The organism is Kitasatospora sp. NPDC001603 (genome assembly GCF_040298365.1).
In the GTDB taxonomy this organism is placed as follows: domain Bacteria; phylum Actinomycetota; class Actinomycetes; order Streptomycetales; family Streptomycetaceae; genus Kitasatospora.
This window is the reverse complement of sequence record NZ_JBEPAA010000014.1, coordinates 116,527-132,733: the sequence shown is the minus strand read 5'-3', so window position 1 is coordinate 132,733 and position 16,207 is coordinate 116,527. Positions and strand designations below refer to the sequence as shown.

Below are 16,207 nucleotides of genomic sequence, written 5' to 3'. Positions count from 1 at the left end.
CCCCTGCGGGGGGGGCACCCCCCGGCGCCCCCCCCGCCCCCCCCCTCCCCGCGGGCCGCCGCCCCGCCGCCCGGTCGCGGGGCCGCGCCCGGGCCCGGCACCCCCGGCGCGCCGCGGCCGGCCGGCACGGGCGCTCCGCCGGACTCGGGCTCCGCGGCCGGTGGAGCGCCCGGCGTGGGCTCCGCGCCCGGCGCCGGCGTGGCCGGGAGCTCCCCGGTCGGCGACGCGGTCGCCGCCGGGCTGTCGGTGAGCGGGCCGGCGGACACCGACACCGCCGGCTGCGCACCGGGCTGTTGCGTCTGCGTCTGCGTGTGAAACGGGCCCCGCTCCACCAGCACGACCGTGGCCGCGCCACCGGTGATGACCACCGGAATGATGACGGGCACCAGGAGGCGGCGCCACCGCCGGCCCGCACCGGGCTCGGCGCCGGTCCGGCGTGCCACCCGGGCGACCTCGGCCGCCGGGGCGCCGGCCACCGGGGTCCCGGGCACGGCGGGCGGGACGGGACGCACCACCGCGGCGACCGGCGCCGACCTGTCGCCGACCGCCTCCCGTGCCGCGGCCGCCATCGCGGCGGCGTCGGCGAACCGGTCCCCCGGCCGCTTGGCCAGCGCCCGGGCGACGAACTCCCGCACGGCCGGCGCGAACTCACCGGGCAGCTCCGGCGCCGGCTGCTGGACGTGCTTGAGCGCCACCTCGACCACGCTCTCGCCGGTGAACGGCGGCGTGCCGGTCAGCAGTTCGTAGCAGACCACGCCGAGCGAGTAGAGGTCCGAGGCCGGCGTGACACCGCCGCCGCCGGCCTGCTCCGGGGCCATGTACAGGGCGGTGCCGACCACCACGTTGGTCGCCGTGAGCGTGGTGCTCACCAGCGCCCGCGCGATGCCGAAGTCCGTCACCGTCACCCGGCCGTCGTCCCCCAGCATCAGGTTGGACGGCTTGACGTCCCGGTGCACGATCTCCTGCTGGTGGGCGGCGTGCAGCGCGTCGAGCGCCCTGGCGAGCAGGCTCAGCGCCCGCTCGGGCGGCATCGGTCCGTCCTCGGCGAGGGCCTTGTCCAGCGGCCGTCCCTCGACGAGTTCCATCACGATGTAGGCGATCCGCTCGCCCTCGGCGCCGTGCCCGGCGTCGCCACCCTGCTCCCCGTAGTCGTGGACCTCCACGATGCCCGGGTGGCTGATCGCCGCGAGCAGTTGGGCCTCGCGCCGGAACCGCGACGCGAACGTCCCCTCCTCCAGCAGTCCCGCGTGCAGGACCTTGACGGCGACCTGCCGCTCCAGCACCCGGTCGTCGGCGCGCCAGACGGCGCCCATGCCGCCGCCACCGATCCACTCGGTCAGCGCGTACCGACCTCCGAGTACGGTCCCCCGACCACTCATGCCCCGCCCCTTCGCAGTGCCCCGCCCCAACGGGTCGTCACCAACACGGCCTGTGCTGCCACCACTCTCCCCCGCCCGCCGCGCCACCGGTACCGGTCGGACCCGGCCGTTCGGGCCGCGGCGAGCATCAGACGCTACCGGGCAGGGTCGGCACGGCCCCGCCCGGGGCCGGATGGTGGCCGTCGAACAGCCGTCGAAGGCCGGTGACGGGCGCGTGGGTGCGGGTGCCCGGGACCGACCGGTGCAGCCCGGCTCCACGCCGGCCGCCGCACACTCCCGGGCCAACTCGACTGCAGCCCAGGGCTGTTGCGGCGCGAAGGCCGCCGCCCGTTACGCCGTCGCGGCCGCCGCCGCCCGGCCCGCCGTGCGGCCGGAGAAGAGGCAGCCCCCGAGGAAGGTCCCCTCCAGCGAGCGGTAGCCGTGCACCCCGCCGCCGCCGAAGCCGGCCGCCTCGCCGGCCGCGTACACGCCCTCCAGCACCTCGCCGCCGGGCCGCAGCACCCGGGCGGAGAGGTCGGTCTCCAGCCCGCCGAGCGACTTGCGGGTCAGGATGCTCAGCCGGACGGCGATCAGCGGGGCGGCCGCCGGGTCGAGGATGCGGTGCGGCGCGGCCGTGCGGATCAGCTTGTCGCCCAGGTAGCGGCGGGCGCCGTGGATGGCGGTGACCTGGAGGTCCTTGGCGAACGGGTTGGCGAGCTGCCGGTCCCGGGCCTCGACGGTGCGGCGCAGCTCGTCCGGGTCGATCAGCGCCTCGCGCGTGCGGGCGTTCATGCCGCGGGCGAGGTCCGCCAGGTTGCCGGCGACCACGAAGTCGGGTCCGTGCCGCAGATGGGCGCGGACCGGGCCGGGGGCGCCGGGCAGCGCGCGGCCGAGCACGCCGCGCACCGAGCGCCCGGTGAGGTCGGGGTTCTGCTCGGAGCCGGAGAGGGTGAACTCCTTCTCGATGATCTTCTGGCTGAGCACGAACCAGGTGTGGTCGTGCCCGGTGGTCCGCAGGTGTTCGAGGGTGCCGAGGGTGTCGAAGCCGGGGAAGAGCGGGACGGGCAGCCGGCGGCCGCGGGCGTCCAGCCAGAGCGAGGACGGGCCGGGCAGGATGCGGATGCCGTGCCGGGCCCAGATCGGGTCCCAGTTCTCGATGCCCTCGGTGTAGTGCCACATCCGGTCGCCGTTGATCAGGTTGCCGCCCGCCTCGCCGGTGATGCCGAGCATCAGGCCGTCGACGTGGGCGGGGACGCCGGAGAGCATCCGCTCGGGCGGGGTGCCGAGCCGGGCGGGCCAGGCCTTGCGGACCAGGTCGTGGTTGCCGCCGATGCCGCCGGAGGTGACGATCACGGCCTGCGCGCGGAGTTCGAACTGGCCGGCGACCTCGCGCGAACTGGCCTCGCCGCGCGCCGCGTCGCTGGGCACCAGCACCTCGCCGGCGACGGTGTCGGTGACCCCGGCGTGCGCGGAGAGGCCGGTGACGCGGTGACGGAACCGCAGGTCGACCAGGCCGCGTTCGGCGGCGGCCCGGACCCGGCGGACGAAGGGTTCGAGCAGGCCGGGCCCGGTGCCCCAGGTGATGTGGAAGCGGGGCACGGAGTTGCCGGGCCCGTCGGCCAGCAGCCCGCCGCGCTCGGCCCAGCCGACGACCGGGAAGAACCGCACGCCCTGGGCGCGCAGCCAGGCCCGCTTCTCCCCCGCCGCGAAGTCGACGTAGGCCTCGGCCCAGCGGCGCGGCCAGGCGTCCTCGGCGCGGTCGAAGCCGGCGGTGCCCTGCCAGTCCTGGAGGGCGAGCGCGTGCGAGTCGCGGATCCGCATCCGGCGCTGCTCGGGCGAGTCGACCAGGAAGAGACCGCCGAAGGACCAGTGCGCCTGCCCGCCGAAGGAGGCCGCGGGCTCCTGGTCGAGCAGGATCACCCGCCGTCCGGCGTCGGCGAGTTCGGCGGTCGCGGCGAGGCCCGCGAGACCGGCTCCGATGACGATGACATCGGCGTCCAGGGCCATGCGCTCTCCTCCATCAGTGGTCCGGCGGTGCGGCCGGTGGTCCTGCGGTGCGGCGTTCGGGCGGTGCGGCGTGCGCCCGATACTGCGGCCTGCGGCGGGGCGCGTCAACCGGTGAGTAACAAGCTGCGGCGGCAATTCCGCTCCGGGGCGTTTCGGAAATACCTCCGATACACGGTGGAGCGTTATTCCGAAATGCTTCTGACGGGTTTTCGGGAATTTCCGCACCGGGCATGGACGCATTCGAAACCTGGCGGTAACTTACCTGTCAGTAGTAAAGCTGTGGCCCGGCTGGCGCGACCCCCCACTCGTTCTCTCTCCCCCAGGAGGAACCCGTGCTCAGCCCTGCCCGGAAACGCCGCACGACCCGGACTTCCCGGAAGCCCGCCCTGCTCGCCGCCGCCGCACTGGGCGCGGCCCTCGCCCTGACCTCCACCAGCGCGCAGGCCGCCACGCCCGCCCCCCGCCACTACGTCGCCCTCGGCGACTCCTACGCCGCCGGCGCCGGGGTGCCCGGCCAGTCGGCCGGCCTGTGCCTGCGCTCCGACCGCAACTACGGCCACCTGGTGGCGGCCGCCCTCAAGGCCACCGCCTACACCGACGTCACCTGCGCCGCCGCCAAGGTGAAGGCGATGACGCAGCCCCAGTACGACGCGTTCATCCGGGTCAACGACCCGCAGTTGGACGCCGTCACCGCCGACACCGACCTGGTGACCCTCGGCATCGGCGGCAACGACCTCGGCGCCACCGACCTCGGGCTCGGCGAACTGGTCGGGGTCTGCATCGCCGGCGCGGCGGTCAACCCGCTGGGCACGCCCTGCAAGGACGTCTTCCACCACGGCTACTGGGACTGGTCCAGCTGGTCCTGGCAGTACGGCAACGACGACCTGGCCGACCGGATCGCCGCCGCCCGGCCGCAGATCGCCGACACCCTGAAGCGCATCCACGCCAAGGCACCCGGCGCCAGGGTCCTGCTGGTGGGCTACCCGTCCGTGCTGCCCGCAGACGGCTCCGAGTGCTTCCTGCGCCAGCCCGTCACGGCGGGGGACGTCGAGTACATGTACGGCGTGCTCCGCCAGTTGAACGCCATGCTCAGGTCCACCGCCGCCGCGGGCGGCGCCACCTACGTGGACACCGCCACCCCGACCGTCGGCCACGACGTCTGCTCGGACGACCGCTGGATCGAGGGCGCGCTGCCGGGCTCCCCGGCCGTCCCCTTCCACCCCAACGCCACCGGCGAGAAGGTGATGGCGGACGCCGTGCTCGCCGCCCTGAAGTAGCCGCGGGCGCGGGCGGGAACCTCGAGGGGGCGGCGACCGGAACTCCGGTCACCGCCCCCTCGGTCGTGCCGCGGGCCCTACGGCTTGATGCGGACCACCTGCGGGTCGTGGTCGCTCGCCTGGACGGCGAACTCGCTGTTGATGTGCACGACGTCGTACTTGGCGTACCCGACCTCGGGGCTGACCAGGACGTGGTCCAGCACCTGCGAGTTGCCCTGGTAGACGTAGGAGTACTGCTCCTTCTCCGGCAGCTCGTTCACCAGGTCGCGCAGCACGCCGTCCTTGGTCAGCGCGGCCAGCGCGGGCGAGAACTGGTAGTCGTTGAAGTCACCGAGCGAGACCACCTTGGCCTCCTTGTCGGCGGCCAGCAGCTTGGCCACGAAGGCCTGCTCGACCGTGGCCTGCTTGAGGCGCTGCACCTCGGAGCTGCGGGCCGGGGCCTGGAAGCGGCTGTCGATGCCCTGGTCGCCGCCCTTGCTGTTGAAGTGGTTGGCGATGACGAAGACCTTCTTGCCGCGGAAGGAGAACTGGCCCACCAGCGGCTTGCGGCTGTTCACCCAGGCCTCGTCGGCCGGGGCGATCCGGCCGGGCGAGGCGGTCAGCGCGGTGGCCGCGCCGGTGCCGGCCACGTCCACCGCGGCGGTGGCGCTGCCGCCGGCGATGTCGGTGAAGGAGACCCGCTGCGGGTTGAAGAGGAAGACCTGGCGGATGTTGCCGCCGGGCTCGCCGCCGTCCTTGCCGTCCTGCGGGTCGATCGAGCGCCAGTCGTAGGCCGGACCGCCGGCCGCCTTGATGGCGGCGACGAACTTGGCGACGGTCTGGCTCGCGTCCACCGTGCCGTCGCTCTTGGCGCCGTTGTTGTCCTGGATCTCCTCCAGGGCGAGGACGTCGGGCGAGCGCAGGTTGGTGACCACGGCCTGGGCCAGCTCGGCGAACTTGGCGTCCGGGTTGCCGGGCGCCAGGTTCTCCACGTTGTAGGTGGCGATGGTCAGCTCGCGGTCGGCCGGCTGCGCGGTCACCTCGCGGGCCAGGTGGTTGTCCTGGAGCGCGCCGAGGGTGCCGGCGACCAGGGTGTAGCCGCCGAAGCTGTTGTAGTCCAGCGGGCCGTCGGTGGTGCCGGTCAGCACGTCGCCGACGTTGGCGACCGGGAACGGCTGCTGGGCGGCCGGCGCCTGCTGCTGCACCATCAGGCGGCCGACGTTCGGCTCCTCGTACGACTCGTACAGCACGCCGCCGCGCCGGCTCCTCTGGTCCTGCTTGTCGGCCGCGACCCAGAGCTCGTTGTACTTGTCGGTCGCCTGGATCACCCGGACGTCCTTGACCTGGACGCGCATGCCCTCCAGCGACTCGTAGAAGTCCAGGGTGTACTTCTCCGGCTGGAGCGGCAGGGACTCGACGGTGCCGCCGGCCGGGGCCTGCGGGGTGTAGGTGCCGGGGATGTTGCGGGTGTCGACCTCGACCGCGGCCGGCAGCGGGTTGCCCGAGGAGAGCACGGTGACGGCCGGGCCGGTGAGCTGGGTGAGCGACTGCGAGCCGCCGTTGAAGTTCGGGTAGTACTCCGTCACCTTGCCGGTGACCAGCACCGAGTCGCCGACCTTGACGGTCGGGTTGGCGCTGCCGGTGTAGACGAAGACGCCCTCGCTGGTGGCCGGGTCGGCGTCCGGGTTCGGGTCCTGGATCCAGAAGCCCTTGGAGCCGTAGCCGCGCACGCCGGTGACGATGCCGGGCACGCCCGCGACCGTCTTGCCGGTCCGGCTCGACAGCCGGGTGGTGCCCTGGATGTCGTGGATCCGGACGGTGCCCGGCTCGGTCGGGCCGGTCGGGGTGGAGCCCTCGGCGACCTCGCCCTTGCTGTTGGTCGGGCTCGGGGCGCCGGCGGCGAGGTCCGCCGCGTTGTCGTCGGTGTCCGGGAGGCCCGCCTTGCGGGCCACCGAGGCGGTGTTGGAGGCACCGGCGGCGGCGGCCGAGCCCTCGTGGACGACGGCGGTGCCGAAGCCGACCAGGTCCCGCACGCGCGGGTCGGCGGCGCAGTCGGCGGCGGTCCTGCAGGTCAGCGGGTCGGTGCCGCGGACCAGTGCGACGGTGCCGCTGGTGCCCGACAGGGCCAGCGAGCCGGCCGCGTCCGGGGTGGGCAGGTCGACCGTGCCGGCCGCGCCGGCCGCCTCGGCGACCAGGTAGCGGGTGCCGGGGGCGATCGCACCGGTCAGTGGGGTGACGCCCCACTGGGAGTTCGCGCCGGGCGTGCCGGATATGTACTGCACGCTCCAGCCGTCCAGGCCGAAGGCGGCGCCGCCCTTGTTGGCCAGCTCGATGAAGTCGTTCTTCAGCGTGGCACCCGAGTTGCCACCGCCGCCGTACACCTCGGCGATCACCGCGTCGGCCGAGGGCGCGGCCACCGCGGCCGGCAGCGGGACGAGCACCAGCGAGACGGCCAGGCCGGCCGGAAGGAGGGTCGCGCGGAGCAGGGTGCGGCGCGACCGCGGGCGGGAAGCGGGGGAGGTGGTCACCTGGACGGGACTCCTTGGTTCGTCGTGGCGCGCAGCGGCACGGCAACGGGGGTGGCACGAGCGGCCCGGCAGTCGTGGGGCTGCCGGGACGTGAGGGTGGGTCAGACGGGCGCGAGTGCGCTACCCGCGTAGAGGCGCGGGCCCGGGGATCCTGGACGGCCCCCCGCAGCGCCTTAAGATACGCGCGTAGAAAATGACGCGACAAGACCTCGGCGGTGAACAATCGAGACCGTCGGCGAGATCACACCCGAAGCTGTGACGCGCGCGACAGGTCGGGCGCCCGGCGGGGTCCCGCCGCCGCCCTGACGGTCACTCCCGGGGCCGAGGGGATGCCGCTCCCGGCGGACGGGCCGCCCCGGCAGATCGTCACCGTGGGGGCCGCACCCCCGACCGCCGCTACAGCCAGCCGCGCTGAGCGGCCTTCAGGCCCGCCTCGAACCGGCTGCCCGCGTCCAGCCGCTCCATCAGCGCGGCCATCTGCCGGCGCACCGTCCGCACCGAGACCCCGAGCCGCTTGGCCGCCGCGTCGTCGGTGAGCCCCGTGGAGAGCAGCCGCAGCAGCTCCCGCTCACCGGCGCTCAGGCCCGTTCCGGCGTCCTCGGCCCGGTGGGTGCCGAGCGGGACGGCCGTCTCCCAGGTCTGCTCGAAGAGCGCGACCAGCGAGGCGACGATGCCCGGCTCCTCGGTGCACAGGGCGCCGAGCCGGGTGTTCTCCGGGTCGATCGGCACCACGGCGGTGGAGCGGTCGAAGACCAGCATCCGGGGCGGCAGCACCGGCGCGGTGCGCACCCGCCCGCCGAGACCGGTCATCCACTGCGCGTACCCGAGGGTCTCCGGGTCGTTGCGGACGCTGTCCTGGTAGATGGTGCGCAGGCTCACCCCGCGCACCAGGGCGTCCTCGTCCAGCGGCCGGGAGGCGGCCAGGCTGGCCGCGGACTGCGCGCCGCCGGGCATCACCGCGAGGCACTCGGAGGTCAGCCGGGCCGTCAGCACCTCCAGCTTGGCCTGGATGGCGTCCAGGCCGACCAGCCGCTCGCCGCCGTCCACCAGGGTGCTGGCACGCAGCGTCGCGTACTCGGCCACCGCCCGCGCCACGGCCGCCTTGGAGACGGCCAGCTCCTGCTGGCGCCGGGCGAGGTCCTCCTCCTGACGGCGCAGCAGGAGCTCCAGTCCGCGCTCCGGACTGACCGGCCAGAACGCCCCGGGGCGGTCCCGCGAGGCGCGCAGCAGGGTGAGGTCGGCGAGCCGGTCGAGCGCCTCCCGGACGGCGCGTTCGGGCAGCCGGAGCCGCTGGCACAGCTCGACCACGCCACCCTCGGGGTCGGCCAGCATCTCGCGGTAGACGGCCTCCGCGGTGGTGTCGAGGCCCAGCAGTTCCAGCACTTCAATGACCCCTGCTCGTCGCAATGGGATTATCGGGCGATCTGCGGCTCGATCCTTGCGCCGTGACACCGGCGTCACAAGGCATGATCCGGTCAAGCGACTCGGGTGTACGCCGGCCCCCGGCGGGGAACCACGCCGACAGCCCCGCCGGAACGGTACCGGGGGTGTCGCCCGAGGGGCACCGGCAGCGGCCCTGGCGAGCGGTACCGCCGCCGCGCCCACGACCCCGCCGGCGGACCGGCCGACGCGGGCGGGCCGGCCGGTGGGCGCATCCGCGGGGATTTCGCCAGGAGGTTGCAGCTTGCTGCCTGGCCTGTTGCTGCCCGCCGCCGCCCCTCCCGCCCGGGGGCCGCCACCGGGGAGGATTCCCCGTGCGTGCACCCTCCCCCGCGCTCCAACGCCCCGCGCTCGCACACCTCCCCCGCGCTCTGCCCCTTCGCGCCCTGAACCACTGTGCCCAGAACAGGAACCGCCGTGCCCAAGACCGTCCGGCTGCTCGCCGCCGCCGCCCTCGCACTCTCCCTCGCCGGCGTCTCCGCGCCCGCCTTCGCCGCCCAGCCGGCCGCCGCCGTCACCGCCGGCGTGGCCGCCGACACCGGCATCGGCTGGGACCACCCGCTGCCCGCGGCGATCGGCTGGGACACCACCCCCACCGGGAACCCGGGCATCGGCTGGGACTGACCCTTCGGTGTTCCCCGTCCACCTGACCCTCCTGGACGTCTCCGCCGCGCCGACGGGCGAGGCGGGGGCCGCCGACGTCCAGGCAGCCGTGTGGGGGTGCGCGGGGCCGGGCGACGGTCTGGAGCACGTGCGCGCCTGCGCCGTCCCGGGGGGTGTGGGACTGGTGCTGTACGTCCGCGCGCCGGACCAGGGCGTGGCCGAGCTGCGGGCGCTGTCCCTGCTCGACCGCACCCTGGCGGCCGGCCCGACCGGCCGCTTCGCGCCCGCGATGCCCTGACGGCACCGCCGGCGCCGCTTTCCGGCCTTCCGTAGGGGTTTCCACCGATCCCCATCCCTCGGAAATTTGGCCGATTTCGAGCGCTCACCGCTCCGTCCGGGTGCCCGGCACCCGCGCTCCGCCCCCGGGGCGGGTCGGCCGGCCGGTCCGGGCGGGCTCCGGGCGGGCTCCGAGCGGGCTCCGGGCGGAGCCGGGACGATGGGGAGAGACGCGGCCGGACACAGACGGACCGAACGACGAAACGGCGGGCCGGTCCGGGGGAGAACCCCGGACCGGCCCGCCGTTCGCGCGCTCCGAGCGGCCGGCGCCGACCGCCCGCCCGCGGAGCCCCGCCGCTACTCGGCCTTCTCCGCCGCGCTCGCCAGGCCCGCCGACCACTTCTCCTCGACCCGGCCGAGCTTCCAGTAGGCGATCGCCGCCGCCCAGGTGAGCACGAAGAGGCCGACGATGGCGTAGCCGACGAAGTTGAGGTCCAGCTCACCGATCCAGGCGACCGGCCCGCTGGTGATGTCCAGCTTCTCGCCGAGCAGCCCGATCAGCTCGATCGAGCCGATGACCAGCGCGACCAGGACGGAGAGACCGGTCACGGTCAGGTTGTAGTAGATCTTGCGGACGGGCTTCGAGAACGCCCACTCGTAGGCGAAGTTCATGAACGAGCCGTCGATGGTGTCCAGCAGGCTCATCCCCGCCGCGAACAGCACCGGCAGCACCAGCAGCGCGTACCAGGGCAGCTGGAACGCGGCCGCGCCGCCCGCCAGGACCAGCAGCGAGACCTCGGTCGCGGTGTCGAAGCCGAGGCCGAACAGCAGGCCGACCGGGTACATGTGCCAGGGCTTGGTGACGGCCCTGGTCACCCGGCCCAGGATGCGGTTCATGAAGCCGCGCTTGTCGAGCTGCTGCTCCAGCTCGGCCTCGTCGAACTCGCCCTCGCGCATCTTGCGGAAGACCTTGAGGATGCCGTTGAAGGCGCCGAGGTTGATCAGGCCGATGAGCAGCAGGAACGTCCCGGAGACGGAGACGCCGATCAGGCCGGTGGTGTCGTGCAGGGTGGAGTCGTCGGACTCGACCTGGCCGGCCAGCGACTGGATGCCGAAGGCGAGCAGCGCGCAGAGGCCGAAGACGATCGAGGAGTGCCCCAGCGAGAACCAGAAGCCGACCGAGAGCGGTCGCTTGCCCTGGCCCATCAGCTTGCGGGTGGTGTTGTCGATGGCCGCGATGTGGTCCGCGTCGAAGGCGTGCCGCATGCCGAGGGTGTAGGCGGTGAGGCCCATCCCGGCGCCGAACACCTGCCCGCCGACGTCGTAGTGCTCGGGTGCGATGACCGCGAGGAGGGTGAACCAGCCGATCACGTGCAGCGCGAGGATGAAGCCGCCCATGCCGGCCAGGCGGATCCACTCCTCACGGGTGAGCCGGTCGCGCCATCTGACGGCGGTGGCACCTGCGGCGGGGCTGGACATCGTGTCGTCCTTTCGGGGGAGCGGGCGGAGCTGGGCCATCTTTCCCTCGGCGAGGAAGTACTTGCAAGTCATACGCAAGTACTGGTCCGGGGCGGTCGGGACGTGACGGCGCGCGGAGGGCGCGTTCCGGAAGCGCTCCGGTCCTCCCAAAGATCGCCATGTACCGTACAAATACCCGTAACCTCCGGAGGCTTTCACCGGACGGACCGCGCGCGGATACTCGGATCTACGCGCGAATACTCGGGCGCCGACACCTCAACTCCCCACGGAGGAACGGCACATGATCCGCATGAGAACGGCTGCCGCCCTGGTCGCCCCGGCCCTCCTCGCGGCCGGCCTCTCCGGCCTGGCCCCCACCGCCTCGGCCTCCCCCACCGCCCGCACCGCGGCCGGCACCGCAGCCGCCCCCACCGCGGCCACCGCCGCCGCCCCCCACCGGGTGCTGTTCGACAACACCAAGGCCGAGACCGCCGGCAACGCCGACTGGATCATCTCCACCAGCCAGCCCGACCCGCTGGCCCAGAACGCCAGCCCCAGCACCGAGAAGAGCTGGACGGGCGCGCTCTCCGCCTGGGGCGTCGCCCTGCAGAAGACCGGCCAGTACAGCCTCAAGACCCTCCCGGCCGGCTCCACCATCAGCTACGGCACCGGGGCCGCGCTCGACCTCGCCAACTTCGACACCTTCGTGGTGCCCGAGCCGAACGTCCGCTTCAGCGCCACCGAGAAGGCCGCCCTGATCCGCTTCGTGCAGAACGGCGGCGGGCTCTTCCTGATCTCCGACCACAACCAGAGCGACCGCAACAACGACGGCTGGGACTCCCCCGCCGTCATCAACGACCTGCTCACCAACAACGGGGTGGACAACAACGACCCCTTCGGCTTCAGCGTCGACGTCAAGAACATCTCCACCGACAACCCGCGCGCCGTCAACGACCCCGCCGACCCCGTCCTGCACGGCGCCTTCGGCACCGTCACCGGCTCGATCCTGCGCTCCGGCACCACCTTCACCCTGAAGCCCGCCGACAACCCCTCCGTCAAGGGCCTGCTCTACCGGACCGGCTACAGCGGCACCACCGGTGCCTTCTTCGTCACCAGCGGCTACGGCAGCGGCCGGGTCGCGATCTGGGGCGACAGCTCCCCGGCCGACGACGGCACCGGGCAGTCCGGCAACACCCTCTTCGACGGCTGGAACGACCCGGCCGGCACCAACGCCGCCCTCGCCCTCAACGCCACCGCCTGGCTCAGCAAGGCCTGACGCCCCCGTCGCGCCCCGCCGGGGCCCGCTCACCAGAACAGTGCCGGCATCCTCCCCTAGGGTCGGACTGCTGACGCCTGCGGCGCGGGCGGGCTCCGGCCCGCCCCGCACCGTGGCCCGCCGAGCGGGCCCCCCGCCACCCGCGCGTGGCAGCAGCGGATCCCCCGCACCGTGACCCACCCCACGGGGCGGACCCCCGCGCCGCCACCGGTCCCGGCGGCGGCGCGGGGGCGGGGTCAGGACCGCCAGACGGGGTCGGTGACGATCGCCTTCAGCTGGTCGAGGCTCAGTGCGGGGGTGCCGGGCCGGGCGGTGTAGCCGTTCTCGCCGTTCTGCTCGTAGAGCGACACCTGGCGGCCGTCCGGGTAGTACACCGCGGCCGCCCGGTGCAGGACCGGATCGACGGCGGTCTTGCCGTTCCCGAACCGGTTGACCACCACCAGCGTCCCGTCGGCCAGGACCTCGCGGACCTCCAGCGGGGTCGGGGACCGGACAGCGCCAACGCGCGGTCCTCCCGCCCCCGCGCGCCGGGCGGCCCCGTGTGCACCGTCAGCAGGCTGGTCCGCTCCTCGGCGGTCACCAGGAGGTTGGCACCGTCCCCGCCCGGCACCGGGGTCCGCGTGGTACCCGGCGGCAGCAGTGGCACCAGCCGGGCGAGCACGTCGGCCGCCGACGGGGTCGGGTCGCCGGTCGGCGTGGCCGACGAGCCGGGCGGCACCGGCGGGTTGGCCCGGGCCGGCAGCGCGTCGATGACCCGCTGCCAGGCCGGCGAGGTCACCAGCGCGCGCAACTGCTCGGCGTCCAGCGGCGGTTCCTCCCGATTCGCCGCGGCGGGCCGGCCGTTGTGCTCGATGATCCGGATCCGGCCCGTCCGGCGCCGCCCAGGTCGCGCGCCACTCCCGTTGGGCCGGGTCGGTCCGGTCCCGGAACTTGTCGATCACCAGCACCGACCCGTCGGGGCCGTCGGTGCGCTCGCAGGAGTCCTGCGGCGTGCTGAACGGGTCGGGTCCATGCAGACGGCGCCCGCCCCGGGGGCCAGCTCGGTGCGGTCGACGGTGTAGGAGATCATGCTGGCCCCCTTGCCGTCGTCGAAGAGGAACGTCCCGTCGGTCCGGTAGACGTCACCGTTGCCCCCGGCCACACCGGGCGTACCCGCGTACATCACCTCGACCGAACCCGGCGGCAGCAGCCCGGAACCCAGCCGCGTCACCTCCTCCGAGGTCATCGGTGCCACCGGCGCCGCGGGCAGGGCCGCGTGCGGTCCCCCGGCGCCCACCAGGAAGCCCCCGGTGGCCAGGAGCAGCACCGGCACCCGACGACACCAGAGAAGGGGCACCTCCAGAGGGCCACTCTCACCACCCCGGAGCCAACTGACATCAACACACGTGGAAATGAAGGAACTTGGGCTGCATTCCGACCCCTCGGACCGGCCTCGGGCGGTACCCTGGCTCACCCGCGGCGGGCGCGGGCGGCAGGGGGGGACGTATGGGAGTCAGGAATCCGTCGATCGAGGAGCGGTACTCGATCGCGCTGGGGTGCCGGGTGAGCGTCGAGGCCGGGCTCACCGCCACGAGGGTCAACTGGAGCATCGGCATCATCTCGGGCGAGGACCGCAAGCGCCCTCCACAGGGCAGCGCGGTGGCGTCGTTCACCTGCGATCGGTGCCGGCGGGCGTTCTGCGCCAGGGTCGAGAGCCGCTCCACGGCGCGCCGGAAGCGGTGGATCTACCTGGTGGTGGGGGCGGTGCTGCTGCTCTCGCTGGCGGTCGTCGTTCCGATGCTGGTCCAGCTGGGCGGGCAGACCGTGGACGAGAACGACCCGGACGCGACGGACGGCTTCGGGCTCCTGCTCCTGTGGGCCTTCCTCGCGTTCGTCTTCGGGCTGAGCTTCTTCCGGGTCGGCTGGTCCTACCCCGGCATCAACAAGTTCCGGCTGGTGGGCGCCAACGGCAAGCGCAGCGTCTGGGTGAAGGGGCACCGGCTGTTCTGACCCGCGAACGGCCGCCCGGTCGGGGACCGGGCGGCCGAGGGGACTACGGCGCAGGCGTCAGCTGGTCTGCAGCGCCGTGTCGTCGATCACGAAGCTGGTCTGCAGCGAGGCGTCCTCGGTGCCCGCGAACTTCACGGTGACCGTCTGGCCCGCGTAGGACGAGAGGTCGAAGGTCCGCAGCTGGTAGCCGGCCGCCGCGTCCACGTTGGAGTAGGTCTTCAGCGCGGTGCCGTTCACCGAGACGGTCAGCTTGTCGTACGCCGTAGAGCCGGTCTCCGCCGTGTCGATGTGCAGGTAGAAGCTCAGCGACGCCTTGCAGCCGGCCGGGACGGCCACCGCCTGCGAGAGGTTGTCCGAGTGGGCGGAGCCGTAGCCGTTCAGCCAGGACTTCCACGAACCGCCGTGCGCGGCCTGCGAGGCGCTGTTGTCCACGACACCGCTGGAGGCGGTCCAGGGCGCGGCGCCGCCGGTCTCGAAGCCCGCGTTGCCGAGCAGCTGCGCCGGGGTGCAGGTGCCGCCACCGCCGCCGGAGACGGTCCAGGTGAAGGCGGCGGTTCCGGTCTTGTTGGCGGCGTCCTTCGCGGTCACGGTCACGTTGTAGGTGCCCGCGGCCGTGGCGGTGCCGGTGATCTTGCCGCTGGAGCTGATCGACAGGCCGGTCGGCAGGCCGGTGGCCGTGAAGGTCAGCGGGGCGGTGCCGCCGGAGGCCGAGATCTGCAGGTTGACCGAGCCGTTCAGCGCGGTGCTCTGGCTGCCCGGGTTGGTCACCGAGACGCTGGTGCCGGCCGGCTTGGTGAGCAGGCAGCCGCTGACGTTGAGGTCGATGGCCCGGCCGGTGCCGAGGCAGGTGGTGAACCAGTACGTCTCCTGGCCGTAGCTCTGGCCCTTGGTGGCCTTGGTGGTGCCGTCGGCCGCCACCTCGCACGGGTTGTTGAGGGTGCACATCTGGCCGTCGTCGTTGCCGGTGTTGTTGATGCCGACGACCTTCTTCGTGGCGGCGTCGACGATCGGCGAACCGGACGTGCCGTGCGTGGTGTTGCAGCCCGCGCTGTAGCGCAGCGAGTCGTGCCAGGTCCACTCGTCCTCGCGCAGGGTGTCGACGAACCCGTTGACCGAGCAGTTCCACACCTGCTTCCAGTACGACGAGGGTATGTACATCGCCGAGCCGTCGGCCGGGTGCGTGTCACTGATCGTCAGCGCCGTGGCGCTGAACTTCGTGGTGATGGACGCGAAGGTGTCGGTCAGCTGGTACAGGGCGACGTCGGTGCCGGTCATGGTCGCGTAGAGGACCTTGTCCGCCTGGACGGTGCCGAGCGAGTTGCCCGAGGAGCCGAGCAGCGTGCCGCTGCGGCTGACGCTCTGGTTCTGGATGACCTGTCCGGCCGCCGGCATCGTCGGCAGGCAGTGGCCGTTGGTGAGCATCAGGGCCCGGTCGGTGTCCACCGACGAGGGGTAACGGACCAGCGAGGCCGAGCAGTTGCTCAGCGCGATGGTGGACGTCAGATCGCCGGCCTGGACCGCCTGGGCGGGGGTCGCGGCGAGGGTCAGCCCACCCGCGACGACGGCGCTTGCGCCGACGAGGGCGGCAAGTCTCTTGAACATGCTTCTCCTTGTGGGGGATTGCGGGGCGTACGACCGGTCGCGGACGCCCGCGCCGCACGAAAGTGCCATGCCCACCTCAACGGGTCAACCATGCCGACAGAACTCGCGCCACCGATTCCGCGCCGCTGCCACGGCCTTCGCCGCCCTACGCCCCATCACCCGAGGTCGCAGCACGCGCCCCGCCCCAAACCTGCTACCCGGGAGGCAGGTTCGAGATGTGCACCACAGGTCCGCGGCGCCGCCCGCGGGCCTGCCCGGCGGTGCGGCGGCAGGACCGGTGCCACCGGGTGAACCGTCAGATGTCGCAGATTCCGAGGCCCACCCGGGACCTGCCCGCCCCCGCCGGCACCACCGGCACCTGGATCTGCCCGTCCTCGTCGGCACACCGCTCGCCGCCCCGGCGCACGTCGCCCG

Annotated in this window: 12 protein-coding genes and 2 pseudogenes; 5 read left to right on the top strand and 9 right to left on the bottom strand. The window is 73.6% G+C overall.

Features of this window, described 5'->3' with window-relative positions; translation table 11 throughout:
• The coding region (locus ABT263_RS12460) for a protein kinase domain-containing protein (protein WP_352290387.1) at positions 1-1,379 on the bottom strand (1,379 nt) is incomplete at its 3' end.
• A gap of 330 nt (positions 1,380-1,709) precedes the next feature.
• Positions 1,710-3,365, bottom strand: a complete 1,656-nt coding sequence (locus ABT263_RS12455) for an FAD-binding dehydrogenase (protein WP_352290385.1) — start codon at positions 3,363-3,365, stop codon at positions 1,710-1,712.
• A 332-nt stretch (positions 3,366-3,697) separates the two neighbouring features.
• Between ABT263_RS12455 and ABT263_RS12450 the strand changes: the two genes are divergently transcribed.
• Complete coding sequence (locus ABT263_RS12450) at positions 3,698-4,642, top strand: SGNH/GDSL hydrolase family protein (protein WP_352290383.1); 945 nt, start codon at positions 3,698-3,700, stop codon at positions 4,640-4,642.
• A gap of 77 nt (positions 4,643-4,719) precedes the next feature.
• Here the strand turns inward: ABT263_RS12450 and ABT263_RS12445 are convergent, their stop codons facing one another.
• Both ABT263_RS12445 and ABT263_RS12440 read right to left on the bottom strand, forming a co-directional pair.
• On the bottom strand, positions 4,720-7,149 hold the full coding sequence (locus ABT263_RS12445; protein WP_502885792.1) for a DUF8508 domain-containing protein: 2,430 nt from the start codon (positions 7,147-7,149) through the stop codon (positions 4,720-4,722).
• A 396-nt stretch (positions 7,150-7,545) separates the two neighbouring features.
• The gene (locus ABT263_RS12440) at positions 7,546-8,532 is read right to left on the bottom strand and encodes a helix-turn-helix transcriptional regulator (RefSeq protein ID WP_329487108.1); all 987 of its coding nucleotides are present in this window, start codon (positions 8,530-8,532) and stop codon (positions 7,546-7,548) included.
• 474 nt (positions 8,533-9,006) lie between these two features.
• On the opposite strand from ABT263_RS12440, the gene ABT263_RS12435 reads away from it, so the two are divergent.
• A complete protein-coding gene (locus ABT263_RS12435; RefSeq protein ID WP_352290381.1) occupies positions 9,007-9,213 on the top strand; it encodes a hypothetical protein in 207 nt (68 codons plus the stop codon).
• A 7-nt stretch (positions 9,214-9,220) separates the two neighbouring features.
• Complete coding sequence (locus ABT263_RS12430) at positions 9,221-9,490, top strand: hypothetical protein (protein ID WP_329487110.1); 270 nt, start codon at positions 9,221-9,223, stop codon at positions 9,488-9,490.
• Between the two features lie 335 nt (positions 9,491-9,825).
• On the opposite strand, the gene nicT is transcribed toward ABT263_RS12430, so the two are convergent.
• The gene (gene nicT / locus ABT263_RS12425) at positions 9,826-10,947 is read right to left on the bottom strand and encodes a Nickel transporter NicT (protein ID WP_329492064.1); all 1,122 of its coding nucleotides are present in this window, start codon (positions 10,945-10,947) and stop codon (positions 9,826-9,828) included.
• A gap of 280 nt (positions 10,948-11,227) precedes the next feature.
• Between nicT and ABT263_RS12420 the strand changes: the two genes are divergently transcribed.
• Entirely contained in the window at positions 11,228-12,202 is a 975-nt protein-coding gene (locus ABT263_RS12420) for a motility-associated ABC transporter substrate-binding family protein (RefSeq protein ID WP_352290380.1), read from the top strand.
• Between the two features lie 236 nt (positions 12,203-12,438).
• Here ABT263_RS12420 and ABT263_RS12415 read toward each other — a convergent pair whose 3' ends face one another.
• Together ABT263_RS12415 and ABT263_RS12410 are read right to left on the bottom strand one after the other, a co-directional pair.
• Entirely contained in the window at positions 12,439-12,642 is a 204-nt protein-coding gene (locus ABT263_RS12415; protein ID WP_352290378.1) for a hypothetical protein, read from the bottom strand.
• A gap of 497 nt (positions 12,643-13,139) precedes the next feature.
• Positions 13,140-13,514 (bottom strand): hypothetical protein, encoded by a 375-nt coding sequence (locus tag ABT263_RS12410; protein ID WP_352290376.1) that lies wholly within the window; start codon positions 13,512-13,514, stop codon positions 13,140-13,142.
• A gap of 173 nt (positions 13,515-13,687) precedes the next feature.
• Here ABT263_RS12410 and ABT263_RS12405 point away from each other — a divergent pair, with 173 nt between their 5' ends.
• Positions 13,688-14,191, top strand: a complete 504-nt coding sequence (locus tag ABT263_RS12405; protein ID WP_352290374.1) for a hypothetical protein — start codon at positions 13,688-13,690, stop codon at positions 14,189-14,191.
• A gap of 57 nt (positions 14,192-14,248) precedes the next feature.
• On the opposite strand, the pseudogene ABT263_RS12400 reads toward ABT263_RS12405, so the two are convergent.
• Positions 14,249-14,974: pseudogene (locus ABT263_RS12400) on the bottom strand (Ig domain-containing protein); the annotation flags it as partial.
• Positions 14,975-15,175: 201 nt separating this feature from the next.
• Positions 15,176-15,793 (bottom strand): annotated as a pseudogene (locus tag ABT263_RS12395) (S1 family peptidase); the annotation flags it as partial.
• Positions 15,794-16,207 lie beyond the last annotated feature (414 nt).

Bases quoted from the DNA above. Each gene is read 5' to 3' on its own strand.
- ABT263_RS12455 (WP_352290385.1), bottom strand. From the start codon at position 3,365: ATGGCCCTGGACGCCGATGTCATCGTCATCGGAGCCGGTCTCGCGGGC.
- ABT263_RS12420 (WP_352290380.1), top strand. From the start codon at position 11,228: ATGATCCGCATGAGAACGGCTGCCGCCCTGGTCGCCCCGGCCCTCCTC.
- nicT (WP_329492064.1), bottom strand. From the start codon at position 10,947: ATGTCCAGCCCCGCCGCAGGTGCCACCGCCGTCAGATGGCGCGACCGG.
- ABT263_RS12405 (WP_352290374.1), top strand. From the start codon at position 13,688: ATGGGAGTCAGGAATCCGTCGATCGAGGAGCGGTACTCGATCGCGCTG.